Source organism: Sphingomonas sp. PP-CE-1A-559 (assembly GCF_004340965.1).
Classification (GTDB): domain Bacteria; phylum Pseudomonadota; class Alphaproteobacteria; order Sphingomonadales; family Sphingomonadaceae; genus Sphingomonas.
The window spans coordinates 588,966-606,185 of sequence record NZ_SLYA01000002.1; the positions used below are offsets into that span (position 1 = coordinate 588,966).

The 17,220-nt window shown below is 66.0% G+C and carries 11 protein-coding genes; 7 read left to right on the plus strand and 4 right to left on the minus strand.

The window, feature by feature from the left end; all coding sequences use genetic code 11:
• Window positions 1–60 precede the first annotated feature (60 nt).
• A complete protein-coding gene (locus C8J42_RS08245) occupies window positions 61–735 on the minus strand; it encodes a hypothetical protein (RefSeq protein WP_133019961.1) in 675 nt (224 codons plus the stop codon).
• A gap of 268 nt (window positions 736–1,003) precedes the next feature.
• Between C8J42_RS08245 and C8J42_RS08250 the strand changes: the two genes are divergently transcribed.
• From C8J42_RS08250 to C8J42_RS08275, 6 genes are all read left to right on the plus strand, one after another.
• Window positions 1,004–3,316 carry a S9 family peptidase gene (locus tag C8J42_RS08250; RefSeq protein WP_133019607.1) on the plus strand — a complete coding sequence of 771 codons (2,313 nt, stop codon included), beginning with the start codon at window positions 1,004–1,006 and terminating at the stop codon, window positions 3,314–3,316.
• Between the two features lie 5 nt (window positions 3,317–3,321).
• A complete protein-coding gene (locus C8J42_RS08255) occupies window positions 3,322–4,038 on the plus strand; it encodes an MgtC/SapB family protein (protein ID WP_133019608.1) in 717 nt (238 codons plus the stop codon).
• Window positions 4,039–4,403: 365 nt separating this feature from the next.
• Window positions 4,404–5,429: an aspartate-semialdehyde dehydrogenase gene (locus C8J42_RS08260; protein WP_107954835.1), complete on the plus strand. Its 1,026-nt coding sequence runs from the start codon at window positions 4,404–4,406 to the stop codon at window positions 5,427–5,429.
• A 459-nt stretch (window positions 5,430–5,888) separates the two neighbouring features.
• Window positions 5,889–10,577, plus strand: a complete 4,689-nt coding sequence (locus tag C8J42_RS08265) for a YadA-like family protein (RefSeq protein ID WP_165895458.1) — start codon at window positions 5,889–5,891, stop codon at window positions 10,575–10,577.
• Between the two features lie 157 nt (window positions 10,578–10,734).
• Window positions 10,735–11,496: an alpha/beta fold hydrolase gene (locus C8J42_RS08270; protein WP_133019610.1), complete on the plus strand. Its 762-nt coding sequence runs from the start codon at window positions 10,735–10,737 to the stop codon at window positions 11,494–11,496.
• A 191-nt stretch (window positions 11,497–11,687) separates the two neighbouring features.
• The gene (locus C8J42_RS08275) at window positions 11,688–13,523 is read left to right on the plus strand and encodes a M2 family metallopeptidase (protein WP_133019611.1); all 1,836 of its coding nucleotides are present in this window, start codon (window positions 11,688–11,690) and stop codon (window positions 13,521–13,523) included.
• A gap of 266 nt (window positions 13,524–13,789) precedes the next feature.
• On the opposite strand, the gene C8J42_RS08280 is transcribed toward C8J42_RS08275, so the two are convergent.
• The 3 genes from C8J42_RS08280 to C8J42_RS08290 all read right to left on the minus strand — a co-directional run bounded on the left by C8J42_RS08280 (window position 13,790) and on the right by C8J42_RS08290 (window position 16,456).
• A complete protein-coding gene (locus C8J42_RS08280; RefSeq protein WP_133019612.1) occupies window positions 13,790–14,284 on the minus strand; it encodes a hypothetical protein in 495 nt (164 codons plus the stop codon).
• A gap of 77 nt (window positions 14,285–14,361) precedes the next feature.
• Entirely contained in the window at window positions 14,362–15,798 is a 1,437-nt protein-coding gene (locus C8J42_RS08285; RefSeq protein ID WP_133019613.1) for an AMP nucleosidase, read from the minus strand.
• Window positions 15,799–15,976: 178 nt separating this feature from the next.
• Window positions 15,977–16,456 (minus strand): peroxiredoxin, encoded by a 480-nt coding sequence (locus C8J42_RS08290; RefSeq protein ID WP_133019614.1) that lies wholly within the window; start codon window positions 16,454–16,456, stop codon window positions 15,977–15,979.
• 109 nt (window positions 16,457–16,565) lie between these two features.
• On the opposite strand from C8J42_RS08290, the gene C8J42_RS08295 reads away from it, so the two are divergent.
• Window positions 16,566–17,126, plus strand: a complete 561-nt coding sequence (locus tag C8J42_RS08295; protein WP_133019615.1) for a YqgE/AlgH family protein — start codon at window positions 16,566–16,568, stop codon at window positions 17,124–17,126.
• The last annotated feature ends 94 nt before the right edge of the window (window positions 17,127–17,220 follow it).

Sequence of the window (17,220 nt, forward strand, 5' to 3'; positions counted from 1 at the left end):
CCCGTCCGGTTCTGAATACCGGGTATGGATAGAGGGGAAGCGTTGGTCAGCGCAAGCCGGTTACAGGTCGCCGCGGGCACTCGATCGCGCTTCGAGCAACGACCACAGGCCGCGGTGCTGCGCGAAAAGTTGCTGCGCGCCGAACAGGATCGCGCGCTGGCAGCCGGGCGATGCACCGAGTTCCGCGACGAGCGCGGCGGTGTCGGTATCGGACGGAAGGGTGATCGGGGAAACTGCTACCCCGAACCGGTCGGCGGCGACGTCGAGGACGCGGCGGATCGCGCGCCAGTCATGGAGCAGCGCAGCCACCGCCCCGGTCGCACATCCGCGACGCTCCGAGCGGGCGAGCATTTCGAGCGCATGACGTTCGCCGACCAGTGCCGACTCGCTCTCCGCCTGGCCGGGGGTCGAGGGTAGGGGGCCGACCGCGGCGGTGAGCTGTGCGAGATAGGTGCGCTCGTCCGCGAAGCCACTGGCGGCGGCGGCGAGCCAGTCCGATGCCTCGGGCTGGATCGCGCGGGTGAGCACGTCGACGATCAGGCCGGGATGGTCGCCGTGGACCGCGCACAGCGCGTGGACCGCGTCGGAGAGGTTGCGCTGGCCCGGGCCGCCGGCGATCAGGCGCGCGTGATGCGGATGCGCTGCGCTGCCGTCCGCGTCGGCGAGGGCGACGAGCGCATCCCATGCGCTCCGCTCACTCGGCTCCCCGCCTTGTATGCCCGCGTTCGAAACCATCATTCCCCGGCCGTGCTGCACCACGGAAAGCTCGATCCGCGACGATGTCCCGCTTGCCATAAACGAAGGACGTAAAGACGAAGTATACGCGGCGTTCATTATGCCGTGTTGGAGGGAAATGACGATGATGCGCGTCGAGGTCGTTTCGGCTCGCTCGGCATCACGATGCGCCCTTTACGCCGGGCCATGCCGCCGCGATAACGCGCGACCGAACATTTTCGGGTCCGTCGGGCGGTATCCGGCGGGATGATCCCACGGAGACTACAGGATGCGCACATGGTTGCTCGGGCTTGCACTCGCTTCGGTCGGAACTGCCGCGATGGCTGCTGATCAGGTGACCCCGCCGGCAGCGCCTGCCACGCCCGCGCCTGCGCCCATCCGGCCGGTCGAAGCCGCCAAGCCCGGCGACCTGACGATGGCGCGCGTGTTCGGCAATCCGGACCTGTCGGGATCGCAGCCTAAAGCGGTGCGCCTTTCGCCCGACGGCACGCTGCTGACGTCCCTCCGCAACCGCGCCGACGAGAAGGAGCGCTTCGATCTCTGGGCCGTCGATACCGCGACGGGCCAAGCGCGGATGCTGGTCGATTCGAAGACCGTCGGCAGCGGCGCCGAACTGACCGAGGCCGAAAAGATGCAGCGCGAGCGGGCGCGGATCGGCGGGCAGAAGGGCATCGTCGCGTATGACTGGGCGCCCGATGGCAAGTCGATCCTCGTGCCGCTCGACGGTGACCTGTATCTCGCGGGCCTCGACGGCAAGGTGAAGCGGCTTACCAACACCCCCGGCGGCGAGCTGAACCCGGTGGTGAGTCCCAAGGGCAGCTTCGTCTCGTTCGTCCGCGACCAGAACGTCTTCGTGCAGCCGCTCGCCGGCGGCGACGCGCGCGCGGTGACGACAGGCGGCGGCGGCACGGTCCACTTCGGCGAGGCGGAGTTCGTCGCGCAGGAGGAAATGCACCGCGACACCGGCTATTGGTGGTCGCCCGACGAACAGTACGTCGCGGTGGAGCGTTTCGACGAGGCACCGGTCCATACCGCGACGCGCGCGTCGATCGGCGCGACCGGGACCAAGGTCTACGAACAGCGCTATCCGGCGGCTGGCACGCCGAACGTGCTGGTCGACTTGTATATCATGAAGCCGGACGGCTCGGGTCAGGTGAAGGTCGATCTCGGCACCAACCCGGACATCTATCTGGCGCGCGTCGACTGGACGCCCGATGGCCGAATGCTGCTGGTGCAGCGCCAGAGCCGCGACCAGAAACTGCTGGAAATGCTGCGCGTCGATCCGGCGACGGGCAAGTCCACGGTGCTGTTCACCGAGAAGTCGGGCGTGAAGAGTTGGCTCAACCTCTCCGACGCGTATCGCGTGCTCAAGGACGGCAGCCTGATCTGGCGGTCGGAACGGAGCGGCTACGGCCAGCTCTACCGGTTCGCGTCGGGCAAGTGGACGCAGCTGACCAAGGGCGACTGGGTCGTCACCGATCTGGTCGGCGTCGATGAAACCAAGGGGCGGTTGTTTTTCCTCGGCAACAAGGACGACGTGCTCGAGCAGCAGCTCTATTCGGTCGACGTCGCCAAGCCGAACGTGATCACCAAGTTGACCGAAGCAGGCTGGTGGAACAGCGCGACGATGGACGCGGCCGCGAGCCGGTTCATCATCTCGCGCTCGAACCCGAAACAGCCGACGCAGGTGTATCTGGCGGATGCGACCGGCAAGCGGCTCTCGTGGATCAACGAGAATGCCGTCGTCGAGGGGCATCCTTACTACCCGTATCTGTCGAGCCATCAGGAGACCAAGTTCGGGACGCTGAAGGCCAAGAACGGCATGACGCTCCATTACGAGATGATCACGCCGCCGCTGGAGCCCGGCAAAAAATACCCGGTGTTCTTCGAGCATTACGGCGGACCAGGTACCGGTCAGGTCGTGACGCGTGGCTGGCAGGGTGCGCTGCCGCAATACCTCGTCGATCGTGGGTGGATTTACTTCAAGATCGACAATCGCGGCTCGTATAACCGCGGCAAGGCGTTCGAGGACCAGATCTATCACGCGATGGGCACGGTCGAGGTCGAGGACCAGCTATCGGGCGCGAACTACCTGAAATCGCTGCCGTTCGTCGAACCGAGCAAGATCGCGACCTATGGCTGGTCGTACGGCGGTTATATGTCGCTGAAGATGCTGGAGAAGACGCCGGGCGTGTATGCGGCCGCGGTCTCGGGCGCGCCGGTCACCGACTGGCAGTTGTACGACACGCATTATACCGAGCGCTATCTCGGCGATCCGGCGAAGGACCCGGCGAGCTATGCGACGTCGGCGGCGGTCGAGGAGGCGAACCGCATCGTCGATCCGTTGCTGCTGATCCACGGCATGGCGGACGACAATGTGTTCCTCGACAATTCGACCAAGGTGGCCGCGCGGATGCAGGCGACCGCGACGCCGTTCGAGATGATGTTCTACCCCGGCTACACGCACCGCGTGGCGGGGCCGGGGATCAGCGAGCATGTCTGGGGGACGATCCTGAACTTCCTCGACCGGACGGTGAAGGACAAGCCGGTGCCCGACGCGGCTGCGGCGCCGGTGAAGTAAAGCCGGTGCGGTTCGTCGAGACGTTTCACCTGTGGCCGTTCCTCGACACGGTGGTGAGCTATATCGCCGCGTTCGTGTTCGGGACGCTGATCGGGGCGGAGCGGCAATATCGCCAGCGCACCGCGGGGTTGCGGACGAATACGCTGGTCGCGCTCGGTTCGGCGGCGTTCGTCGATCTCGGGCAGCGGCTGGGCGGGGACGTCGAGTCGATCCGGATCATCGCCTATGTCGTGTCGGGGATTGGCTTCCTCGGTGCGGGCGTGATCATGAAGGAGGGGATGAACGTCCGCGGGCTGAACACCGCGGCGACCTTGTGGTGCTCGGCGGCGGTGGGGTCGTGCGCGGGGAGCGACATGATCGCGGAGGCGGGGTTGCTGACGTTCGTCGTGCTGCTGGCAAACACCGCGCTGCGGCCGCTGGTCGACGGGATCAACCGGATTCCGACCGAGGGGCGCACGATCGAGGCCACCTACAGCGTGATGGTGACGGTTGCGGCGGGGGATGCGGGGCCGATCGGCGATCTGGTGGTCGAGCATCTGGAAGCTGCGCAGTTGCAGGTGGCGGAGCTGGACGTGACCGAGCGGGGGGAGGACCGGGTCGAGATCGCGGCGACTCTTGTGGCGACGAACGTGCCGGCGGAGGAGCTGGATGCGATCACGGATCACCTGGCGATGGTGCATGGGATCGAGCATGCGACCTGGCAGGCAAGGACGCACGACTGACGCGGGAGCGGATCTCACCTTACATTCGACACCACCCCGGCGAAGGCCGGGGCCCAATTGGGAAACGTTGCTAACGGAGCGCGGTCCCCTGTTACTGCGACCTTTCCAATTGGGCCCCGGCCTCCGCCGGGGTGGTGCTACTATTGGAGTGGAGCGGAAAGAAGCGTGTTCCCCCGCGAAGGCGGGGGCCCAGACTGGGCTCCCGCCTTCGCGGGAGAACACGGAAGGCAGGGGTGCCGTCTCCCAAGTCCGGCCAAACCTCCAACTCCCCAAAACTCCCCCTATCCGCGCAACAAGTCGAAAGCCGTTGGACCTCGCCGCGCAACGTCGGTACTGCCCGCCCCAAGTCCAATCGGAGTTAAGACATGGGTTATCGGGTGGTGGTCGCAGGGGCGACCGGCAATGTCGGGCGTGAGATCCTCAACATCCTGGCGGAGCGCGAGTTTCCGGCGGACGAGATCGCCTGCGTCGCGTCGTCGCGCAGCCAGGGGTTGATGGTCGACTATGGCGACACCGGCAAGCAGATCAAATGCACGAACATCGAGCATTTCGACTGGAACGGCTGGGACATGGCGCTGTTCGCGATCGGCTCCGAGGGTTCGGCGATCTACGCGCCGATCGCTGCCGCCGCCGGCTGCGTGGTGATCGACAATTCGTCGCTGTACCGCATGGATCCCGACGTGCCGCTGATCGTGCCCGAGGTGAACCCCGAGGCGATCGACGGCTACAAGGTCCGCAACATCATCGCCAACCCGAACTGCTCGACCGCGCAGATGGTCGTCGCGCTGAAGCCGTTGCACGACGCCGCGAAGATCCTGCGCGTGGTCGTCTCGACCTACCAGTCGGTCTCCGGCGCGGGCAAGGCGGGCATGGACGAGCTGTTCGAGCAGAGCCGCAACATCTTCGTCGGCGATCCGGCCGAGCCCAAGCTGTTCACCAAGCAGATCGCCTTCAACGTGATCCCGCACATCGACAGCTTCCTCGACGACGGCTCGACCAAGGAAGAGTGGAAGATGGTCGTCGAGACCAAAAAGATCCTCGACAAGAAGATCAAGGTCACCGCGACCTGCGTCCGCGTGCCGGTGTTCGTCGGTCATTCGGAAGCGATCAACATCGAGTTCGAGAACGAGATCACGGCCGAGGAAGCGCAGAACATACTCCGCGAGGCGCCCGGCATCATGCTGGTCGATAAGCGCGAGGACGGCGGCTACATCACGCCGATCGAGTGCGTCGGCGACTTCGCGACGTACATCAGCCGCGTGCGCGAGGATCCGACCGTCGAGAACGGCCTGAACTTGTGGTGCGTTAGCGACAACCTCCGCAAGGGTGCGGCGCTGAACGCAGTGCAGATCGCCGAGCTGCTCGGGCGACGGCACCTGCAGAAGGCGTAGTCGGGCGGGGCCATCGCGCCTCCATCACGCTCCAAACGACCGATCGAAACCGCGTCGTCACCCCCGTGTGACGGCGCGGTTTTGCGATTCGCGTCCGATGACGAGCGCGAGCGGCGAAAGGCACCGATCGAACCAAATCGCGGTGAATTTACTTGGGCGGTTGGATAGCGACCAATTTGGATGTGATCATTAACGATCCAAAATACCGGATACAGCAACAGTCTGGTCGCAAACGCGATCTATGCAACAAGAACGGTTTTATCTTCCGATCGATATGGATTGAAGTTGTGTAGAATAACGATAACTTGCTTTGTCTGTTCCGTATTTATGCTTATTTATTACGGTAACAGACTGTTAGTATTACAGGGGTGAACATCCTCCCGTTCCGATAGTCGAATCTAGAGTTCGACGATGCGGAAAATCAGGGCTGCTGTTGCAGTCGTCAGTGGAGGTTGTTTGATGTCCAACGCGTTTGTTCGCCCGCAAGATCGAGACGCCGTGACGCCGACTGGCGCCAAGACGTTCGCTTCGCATCCTGCAAAGTCGCCCACCTTTGCCCGCACGCTGCGCCGCCTGCGCGATGGCGCTTCGCTGATCGGGCTGGCGACCACGTCGCTGTTCGCGACCCAAGCGGCTTCAGCGCAGACAGCCACGCCGAACATCGTCAGCGTATGCTCGGGCGTCAGCCTGCCACGCTCGGTCGTCACGGATATCCTGACCCCGGTGGTCAACGGAATCGTCACGCCGATCCAGAACACGGTCAACCCCATCACCGGGGGCATCAACACGTTGCTGCCGCTGCTTGGTGTGCCGACGCTCGGCATCAACGCATCCGCGCTTCTGACAAATGCGGCGGCGGGCAACAACATCACGTTGCAGGTGCTCAACGCCAACGGACAGCTCGTCGGACCGGCGGACCGCTGCGATACGCAGGCGGACAGTTTCACGTTGCGGACGCCGGCCGGCATCGCGATCGGCGGCAATCGGATCACCGGGCTCGGCGCGACCGGCGCCGAAGCGTCTGCAGGAGAGGGAAATTCGATCGCATTCGGTAACAGAGCGCTGACCAGCGCGACCGCGCTCGGCTCGATCGCGCTCGGCACCGGATCGACGGTCGGCGCCAATGCAACCGGCGCGATCGCTTTGGGTACGGGAGCGATCGCGACCGGCGCGAACGGCGTCGCGCTCGGTGCAGGCAGCGTCGCCGCACGCGGACCGCTGGCAGGCTACACCGCGATCGGGCTCGCTGTTCCCCAGAACTCGGCCGGCGAAGTCTCGGTCGGTGCGGTCGGCGGCGAGCGCCAGATCACCAACGTCGCGGCGGGCACCGCGGCAACCGATGCGGTCAACGTCGCCCAGCTCACCGGCGTCCAGGCGCAGATCGGCACGCTCGCAAGCGGTGCGGTCCAATATGACGGTGCGACCCGCACCAGCGTGACGCTGGGGGGAGCCGGTACCGGCGCGCCGGCGGTGGCGCTCCGCAACGTTGCGGCAGGCACGCTCGGCGCGGCATCGACCGACGCCGTCAACGGCAGCCAGCTGTTCGCGACCAACACCAATGTCTCGAACCTGACGACCAACATCAGCAACGGCGCGATCGGCGCGCTGCAATATTCCAACGCCGCGACGCCGACCGTCCCGAATGGTGGCGTTCCCTCCAACGACGCTGCGCTGGTCGGTGTCGCGGCGGGTCCGGTCGGGCTGCACAATGTCGCCAATGGCGTCGTTGCCACCGGATCGACCGATGCGGTCAACGGCGGGCAATTGTCGACTGTGACGGATCAGGTCGGCACGCTGGCCGGGCTCGCCGTCCAGTATGACGACGCGACGCGGACGCGGGCGACGCTTGGCGGCGTGGGCACGGGTGCAGCGCCCGTCGCGCTCGGCAACGTCGCGGCCGGCACGCTCGGTGCGACCTCGACCGATGCGGTCAACGGCAGCCAGCTGTTCGCGACGAACACCAACGTCACCAACACCAACACCGCGCTGACCAACCTGACGACCAACATCACCAATGGCGGGATCGGCGCGCTGCAATATTCGAACGCGGCGACGCCGACCGTGCCGAACGGTGGCGTTCCGACCAACGACGTCGCGCTGGTCGGTGCAACGGCAGGACCGGTAGCTCTGCACAACGTAGCCGATGGCACTGTCGCGACCGGATCGACCGACGCCGTGAATGGCGGTCAGCTTGCCACGGTGACCGGCCAGGTCGGCAACCTCGCGGCGCTGTCGGTCCAGTATGACGACGCGACGCGGGCTCGCGTCACGCTGGGTGGTCTCGGCACGGGGGCTGCTCCGGTGGCGATCGGCAACGTCGCGGCGGGTGCGCTCGGCGCGACTTCGACCGACGCGGTCAACGGCAGCCAGCTGTTCGCGACCAACACCAACGTCACCAACCTGACGACCAACATCGCCAATGGTGCGATCGGTGCGCTGCAATATTCCAGCGCGGGTGCACCGACCACGCCGAACGGTGGCGTGCCGTCGAACGATGCGACGTTGGTGGGCGGTGCCGCCGGCGCGGTCGCTCTGCACAATGTCGCGGATGGCAGTGTCGCGGTGGGTTCGACCGACGCGGTCAATGGCGGTCAGCTTGCCCTGGTCTCGGGGCAGGTCGGCACGCTGAACGGTTTGGCGGTGCAGTATGACGATCTCAGCCGGTCGCGCGTGACCTTCGGCGGGACTGGTGCGGCACCTGTGGTGCTCGGCAACGTCGCGGCGGGGACGCTGGGCGCCGCCTCGCTCGAGGCGGTGAACGGCAGCCAGCTGTTCACGACCAACGCCAACGTCACCAACACCAACACCGCGCTCACCAACCTCACGACCAACATCGCCAATGGCGGGATCGGCGCGGTGCAATATTCCAACGCCGCGACGCCGACCACGCCCAATGGCGGCGTGCCGAGCAACGACGTCGCGCTGGTCGGTGCGGCGGCTGGCCCGGTCGGATTGCACAATGTCGCGAATGGCAATGTCGCGGCGGGATCGACCGACGCGGTCAACGGTGGTCAGCTCGCCAGCGTCTCCGGACAGGTCAGTGGCCTGTCCGCACTCGCGGTCCAGTATGACGATGTCGGCCGCTCGCGGATCACGCTTGGCGGCGTCGGGACCGGTGCGGCGCCCGTCGTGATCGGCAACGTTGCGGCAGGCACGCTCGGTGCGACCTCGACCGATGCGGTCAACGGCAGCCAGCTGTTCGCGACCAACACCAACGTCACCAACCTGACGACAAGCATTGCGAATGGCGCGATCGGTGCGCTGCAATATTCGAGCGCAGGTGCACCGACCACGCCGAATGGCGGCGTACCGTCGAACGACGTGACGCTCGTCGGGGGTGCCGCTGGTGCCGTCGCCTTGCACAATGTCGGCAACGGCGTGGTTGCGGCCGGCTCGACCGATGCGGTCAACGGCGGCCAGCTGGCAACCGTCTCCGGCCAGGTCGGCAATCTCGCCGCGCTGTCGGTGCAGTATGACGATCCGACCCGGACGCGCGTGACCTTCGGTGGAGCAGGGGCCGCTCCGGTCGTGCTCGGCAACGTCGCGGCGGGAACGCTCGCGGCAGGGTCGACCGAAGCGGTGAACGGCGGACAGCTCGTCGGGCTAGGCACCTCCGTCGCGGCGGGTCTGGGTGGCCTGTCGAGCTACGACGCGGCGACCAACCGCGTGCTGGCCTCGATCGGGTTCGGCGGGGTGCAATATGGCAACGTCCAGTCGGTCTTCGACGCGGTCGATGGTGCGATCAACGGCGGTGCGGGCATCCGGTATTTCCGGGTTCTCTCGACCCGCGGCGACAGTGTCGTGACCGGTACCGACAGCATCGCGATCGGTCCGGAAGCGACCGCGACCGCGGACAACAGCGTCGCCATCGGCACCGGATCCTCGGCGCTTCGTGGCGGTACGCTTGGCTATGCCGCGCTGGGTCTTACAGGCTTGCAGAACTCGGTCGGTGAAGTGTCGGTCGGGTCGGCCGGTGGCGCTCGGCAGATCACCAACGTTGCGGCAGGCACCGCGGCGACAGATGCCGCCAATGTCGGCCAGGTCGCAGGCGTCGCGGCGCAGGTCGCGGCCTTGGGCACCACGACCGTCCAGTACGACAACGGGACGAAGAACTCGATCACGCTCGGCGGTGCCGGCGGGACGGTCATCACCAACGTCGCCGCCGGCAACGTTGCCGCCGGGTCTACCGACGCGGTCAACGGCGCGCAGCTCGCGGCGACCAACACGCAGGTGGCGAACAACACGACCGCGATCACCAACCTGGGCAACCAGATCAGCAACGGTGCGACCGGGCCGGTGCAATACTCCAACCCCGGCAGCGCCACCACGCCGAACGGTGGCACGAAGACCAACGACCTGACGCTGGTCGGTGCGGCGGCCGGTCCGGTCGGGCTGCACAACGTCGCTGGCGGCTCGATTGCGGCCGGCTCGACCGACGCGGTCAATGGCGGGCAGGTCTATGCCCTGGCGCTGACGGCGGTGAACGCGGTGTCGTACAACACCGACGCGAACGGCGCGCGGACCAACACCGTGACGCTGGCGGGCGGCAATGCAGCAGCGCCGGTGACGATCGCCAACGTGGCCGCCGGTACGGTCGCGGCGGGGTCCGCCGAAGCGGTGAACGGTGGCCAGCTCTACACCACCAACCAGGCGGTCGCGGCGGCGCAGGGCACCGCGAACAGCGCGCTCGCGCTGGGTAGCAACTCGGTGCAATACGGTCCTTCGCGTACCAACGTGACGTTCAACGCAGGCGGTCAGGCGACCGTTCTGAGCAACGTCGCGGCGGGCGTTTCGACCACCGACGCGGTCAATGTCGGGCAGCTGAACTCGGGCATCAACTCCGCGGTGACGCAGGCGAACGCCTATACCGACGGGCGGATCGCGGCGCTCGACTTCGATCTGCGCAACCTCCGTCGGGACAGCTTCGCCGGGACCTCCAACGCGCTGGCAGCAGCCGGCCTCCCGCAGGCGTATGAAGCGGGCAAGGGGATGATCGCGATGGGTGGCGGCACCTATGCCGGCCAGTCGGCGGTCGCGGTCGGGATGTCGAAGGCGTTCAGCGATGGCCACACGGTCGTCAAGCTGAGCGGCACCTACGACTCGCAGGGCCGTGCCGGTGCATCGGGCGGGATCGGGTATCAGTTCTGATCCTGTCTTTCGAAGTTGGGAACGGGCGGCCTTCGGGTCGCCCGTTTTCGTTTGAGGCTCAGGGGCGCTCGACGTTGGAGGCCGCGGAAGACGAGGGCGCGGGTTGACTTGGGCGGCGGCGGCTACGACTTGGCGGCGAACAATGCAGGATGTTACCGTGGCCAGCACCCCGAGCGAGACGCAGTTTTTCGAGAGCTTCGACGGCACGCGGATCGCGTGGCGCGAGGTCGGCGACGGTCGGCCGGTGGTGCTGATCCACGGCTATTTCTCCGATGCGAAGACCAACTGGATCCGCTACGGCCACGCGGCCAAGATCGCCGCCAAGGGCTTCCGGGTAATCATGCCGGACCTGCGCGCGCACGGCGAAAGCGCCAAGCCGCACGGGCTGGAGGCGTATCCGGCGGATGCGCTGACGCAGGACGGCCACGCGCTGATCGCGCATCTCGGGCTGACGGAGTACGACCTTGGCGGCTATTCGCTGGGTGCGCGGACGACGTCGCGAATGCTGGCGACGGGCGCGACGCCGCGGCGGGTGATCTTCTCGGGCATGGGTCTCGAAGGGCTGACGCAGACGTCACGCCGCGCCGGGCATTTCCGCAATATCCTGACCAAGCTCGGGCAGCATGTGCAGGGTACGCCGGAGTGGCTGGCGGAGGCGTTCCTGAAGACGACGGGCGGCGATCCGGTCGCGTTGCTCGGTATCCTCGAGACGTTCGTCGATACGCCGCTCGAGTCCGTGAAGGCTATCCAGCAGCCGACGTTGGTCGTGTGCGGAGGTGAGGATCAGGATAATGGTTCGGCACCGGACCTGGCGGCGGCATTGCCGAACGGGACGTATGTCGAGACTCCGGGCGGTCATATGAGCGCGGTGGTGAAGCCCGAACTCGGCCAGGCGATCGCGGACTTTCTTGCAGATTAAGACCAAACCGCGCGCCTCAAATCCGTCATCCTGACGAAAGTCAGGACCCAGGGTTACTGGCGCTGCCGGCCTTGGTTCTGGGTCCTGACTTTCGTCAGGATGACGGAAGAAGGATAGGATTGCGCTCGGCATCGTGGGTTGACCGTCGCGCGCCGGACCAGCAATTACAGCCCCATAAAAAGGGGATGACGATGGTTCGGTTCACTGTTTCGATAATCGCTTTGGCTGGAGCTTTGTGCGCCGTGCCGTCCATTGCCGGCGCGCAAGTCGCTCCGACCGCCACCGGCAAGCCCACCGTCGCGCAGGCCGATGCGTTCGTTGCCGAGGCGGAGACGGCGATGGCGGCAGCGTCGCTCGACGCGAACCGCGTGGCGTGGGTGAACGCGACGTACATCACCGACGATACCGATGCGCTGGCGGCGAAGTCGGGCGCGGAGATGACCGATCTCGGGGTGAAGTATGCGCTTGGCGCCGCGCGCTATGCGTCGCTGCCGGGGCTTTCGTTCGATACGAAGCGCAAGCTCGACCTGTTGCGCGGCGGGCTGACGCTGCCGGCGCCGACGCGGGCAGGGGCTTCCGAGGAACTGTCGACGCTCACCACCAAGATGTCGTCGTCCTACGGCAAGGGCATGGGGACGCTCGACGGCAAGCCGATCAACGGGTCGGATATCGAGGCGGCGATGGGCTCGGTGCGCGATCCCGCCAAGCTGACTGAGATGTGGACGAGCTGGAACGACAAAGTCGGCGCGCCGATGCGTGGCGATTATGCGAAGATGACGTCGATTTCCAACGAAGGCGCGCGCGAGCTCGGCTACAAGAACGTCGGCGCGCTGTGGCGCTCGGGCTACGACATGACGCCCGAGCAGTTCGCGGCGCTGACCGACACGATCTGGAAGCAGGTCGAGCCGCTATACATGGCGCTCCACACCTACACGCGGTGGAAGCTGAACGAGAAATACGGCGACGAGGTGCAGGCGAAGACCGGGCCGATCCGCAGCGACCTGCTCGGCAACATGTGGGCGCAGGAATGGGGCAATATCTACGACATCGTCGCACCCAAGGGCGCCGGGGATCTGGGGTTCGACACCGGCGACCTGCTCAAGGCGAAGGGCTATGATCCGCTGAAGATGGTGAAGCAGGGCGAGGGATTCTATTCGTCGCTCGGGTTCGCGCCGCTGCCGGAGACGTTCTGGAAGCGGTCGCAGATCACCAAGCCTGCCGACCGCGACGTGATCTGCCATGCGTCGGCGTGGGACATCGACGCCAAGGACGATATCCGGATCAAGATGTGCACGAAGGTGAACGCCGACGACTTCGTCACGATCCACCACGAGCTCGGCCACAATTACTATCAGCGCGCGTACAAGGCGCAGCCGTTCCTCTACGCGAACGGTGCGAACGACGGCTTCCACGAGGCGATCGGCGATACCGTCGCGCTGTCGATCACGCCGGATTACCTGGTGAAGATCGGGCTGCTCGATCAGGCGAAGGTGCCGAGCGCGGACAAGGACATCGGGTTGCTGCTGCGTCAGGCGATGGACAAGGTCGCGTTCCTGCCGTTCGGGTTGCTGATCGACAAATGGCGCTGGGGCGTGTTCTCGGGGCAGATCCCGGCGACTGGGTATCAGGCGGCGTGGGACGCGTTGCGGTTGCAGTATCAGGGGATCAAGCCGCCGGTCGCACGCGACGAGACCAAGTTCGATGCGGGCGCGAAATACCACATCCCGGCGGCGGTGCCGTACACGCGCTACTTCCTGGCGCGGGTGTTGCAGTTCCAGTTCTACAAGGCGGCGTGCGACCAGTCGGGCTGGAAGGGGCCGCTGCATCGTTGCTCGTTCTACGACAACAAGGCGGTGGGGACGAAGCTGAACGCGATGCTGAGCATGGGGCAGTCGAAGCCCTGGCCCGATGCGCTGCAGGTGTTCACCGGCAGCCGCGAGATGTCGGGCGCGGCGCTGGTGGAGTATTTCGCGCCGTTGAAGGCGTGGCTGGACGTGCAGAACAAGGGGAAGCCGACTGGGTGGTGAGGGATAAACCTGACTACTCCAACTTCTAGTTCCCCCGCGAAGGCGGGGCCCAGGGTTACGAACGCACCCGTGGTTTTAGCTGGGCCCCCGCTTCCGCGGGGGAACGAGAAAGGCGGGACTTTCCGTCTTGCCCACCCCGGCGAAGGCCGGGGCCCAATTGGGAAACGCCGCTAACAGAGCGATGAGCTTCGTTACCCAAGACGTTCCAATTGGACCCCGGCCTTCGCCGGGGTGGAGTATCTATTCAGTACTCGGTCGGGATATGTTTACTCCGGCACCGTCCCAGGATCGACGATGCCCGCGTCGAACGACTTCGACGAGTCCGTCCCGTCAGCCTGATGCGCGTGCGTACCCTTCGGTTTGGGTGCTGTCTGAGACTTCGGCGTGCTGCCACGCAGAGTTAGCAGCGCGCCAACCGCCGCTCCAGCTACCGCGACACCACTAAAGATCGCAGCAGCGCCCCATTTGCCACGGGTCTTCTCTGGCGGCTTCGCAATCGGAACAGGCGTGGCCGTATTGCGTGCAGGCACCGGGCGGGGCGTGCTGCGCTTGGTCGAGCGCGGCTTTGGCGTCGGCTTGCCCACTGACTTCGACGACGCGGCGGTGACAGGCTTGTCCGCAACCGGCACGGGCTTGGACGCGATCGGCTTGGCAGCCGACGTGGCAGCCGGTGCCGCCTTCGGCGCGCTCGTCTTGCGCGGCGCGCGGCGGCGGGCGGCGGGCTTCTTTGCTTCCGTATCGGGCGTGTCGGTGTCGGCCACTTCTATCTTCCCTCAGCAATGATCCCGGAAGCGTAACGCATTCCCGTGCGATCCGCTCCGATTTTTAGCGGCTCACGTTATCGGAACGGGGGCTCGTCGAACGCGCGGAGCTTGCGGCTGTGGAGCTTCGGGCCTTCCAGGCGGAGCTGCTCGCAGGTCTCGATCCCGATCCGCAGATGCTCGCTGATCGCGCGTTCGTAGAAGCGGTTGGCCTGGCCGGGCAGCTTGAGTTCGCCGTGGAGCGGCTTGTCCGAAACGCAGAGCAACGTGCCGTAGGGGACGCGGAACCGGTAGCCCTGCGCAGCGATCGTCGCGGATTCCATGTCGATGCCAACCGCGCGGCTGAGTGAGAAGCGGAGTGCGGACTTCGAGTAGCGGAGTTCCCAGTTGCGGTCGTCGGTGGTGACGATCGTGCCGGTGCGGAGGCGGCGCTTGAGTTCCTCGCCCGACTGGCCCGAGACGATCTCGGCGGCCTTGGCCATCGCAAGCTGGACTTCGGCGATCGCGGGAATGGGGATTTCGGGCGGCAGGACGTCGTCGAGGACGTGGTCGTCGCGCAGATACGCGTGCGCGAGAACGTAATCGCCGATCCGCTGGCTCGGCCGCAATCCGCCGCAATGGCCAATCATCAGCCATGCCTCGGGGCGGAGGACCGCAAGATGGTCGCAGATCGTCTTGGCGTTCGACGGGCCGACACCGATATTGACCAGCGTGATTCCGGTACGGTCGTCCGCCATCAGGTGATAGGCGGGCATCTGGTGCCGCCGCCACGCACTGTCGGAGATGATCTTGTCGATGTCGTCACCCGACGAGATCGTGATCCCGCCCGCACCCGACAGGCTGGTGAAACGCGAGCCTTCCCCCAACTGCGTGCCGGCCCAGCGGACGAACTCGTCGACGTAACGGTGATAGTTGGTGAACAGCACGAAGCGCTGCGCGTGCTCGGCCGGCGTGCCCATGTAATGACGCAGGCGAGCGAGGCTGAAATCGGTGCGCAGACCGTCGAACAGCGCGAGCGGCCGCGTCTCGTCCTGCGCGATCCACAGGCCGTCCGCGATCTCGTCGCCGATATGTGCGAGTTCGGTGGCGGGGAAATGCCGCGACAATTCAGTCGCGGAGACCTCGTCGAGGCTCAGCGCGTGGCCGGGCTCGATCACATAGGGGAACGGGATTTCCTGACGGCCCTCGACCGCCTCGACGGTGACGTCGTAATCCTCGATCAGCAGGGTGAGCTGTTCGATCAGGTATTCGGCGAAGATCGCGGGCTTGGTGACGCTGATGCGGTACTCGCCTGCGTTGACCAGGCGACCGAACGAGCGGAGCGGGGTGGGCCGGTCGACGCCGCCTTTATAGGTCAGCCGGATTTCGGGATAGGCGAACGAGCCGTCGGTGCGGCTGGCCGGATCTGGCGTCCTACCGTCGGCGATATAGGCGCTCATGGCGGCTTGGAGGCGTTCGACGGAGGCGCGGTAGAGGCGGTCGAGTTCGGCGACGAGGTCGGATGCGATTGTCATCGGGCAGTGTTAGGTGGCGCAGGTTACGGTGGCAAGACCACCAAATCCCCCCGGCGCGGGGAGGGGGACCGTTCGCGAAGCGAAGGGTGGAGGGGGCGTGCCGCACGCGGTACGTTCGCGGATAGCCCCCTCCGTCAGCCCTGACGGGCTGCCACCTCCCCGTGCCGGGGAGGAATGATCAGATTTTGCTAAGAAGATGCTCGGCCGAGCTCACCTTGAACTCGCCGGGAGCCTCGACGTTCAGCTGCTCGACCACGCCGTCATTGACCAGCATCGAATAGCGCTGGCTGCGCGTCCCCATGCCGAAGCCGGAACCGTCCATCGTCAGCCCGATCGCCTTGGCGAAATCACCATTGCCGTCCGCGAGCAGCGTGATGTCGCCGGCGCCTGCTGACTTGCCCCACGCGCCCATTACGAACGCGTCGTTGACCGACACGCACGCGACCTCGTCGATGCCCTTGGCCTTCAGCTCGGCTTCCTTCTCGACGAAACCGGGCAAGTGCTTGGCCGAGCAGGTCGGGGTGAACGCGCCGGGGACCGCGAACAGCGCGACCTTGCGGCCCTTGAAGAAGCTGTCGGTATCGACCTGGTCGGGGCCATCTGCGGTCGCCTTGACGAGGTTGGTGGTGGGAAGCCGGTCGCCGACGCTGATCGTCATCTGAAATCTCCTGTCGCCGCGCGTTGGTCGCGGGCGCGCCGTACCTTGGACGCGGGCGCGAGTATTTCAAGCGTGGCGGGCGATCGTCCGCGTCGCTATGTTCGAACGCATGGACAAGACGCCCTTTCTTTCCGGACAATTCCTGCTTGCGATGCCGGGGATGAGCGATCCGCGGTTCGCCCGCGCGGTGATCGCGATGTGCAGCCATGACGAGAATGGCGCGATCGGCATCGGCATCGGCGCGACGATCGACGGTCTGGGTTTTCACGATCTGCTCGAACAGTTCGGGATCGAGCCGGGCGACGCCCCCAACGCACCGGTGCATTTCGGCGGGCCGGTCGCGCCACGGCGCGGGTTCGTGGTGCATTCGTCGGATTGGGGCGGGCAGGACTCGGTCGATGTCGCCGGGCGGTGGAAGCTGTCGAGCACGGTCGACGTGCTCCGCGCGATCGCCGAAGGGAAGGGCCCGTCGGAGTGGGTGGTCGCGCTCGGCTATGCCGGCTGGGATGGCGGGCAGCTGGAGGGCGAGCTGTCGCGGCCGGGGTGGTTCAACGTGCTCGGCGATACGGAATTGCTGTTCGATACCGCTGCGGAGGACCGGTGGACGCTTGCCTTCGCGCAGGCCGGCGTGGATCCGCGGTTGCTCGTGGCGGAGACGGGCACGGCCTGACTTCTGCTCCCCTCCCTGGAAGGGAGGGGCTGGGGGTGGGTCGGCCGGTTGGCTAGCTGTGCGCCCGCCTCAAACCGACCCACCCCCAACCCCT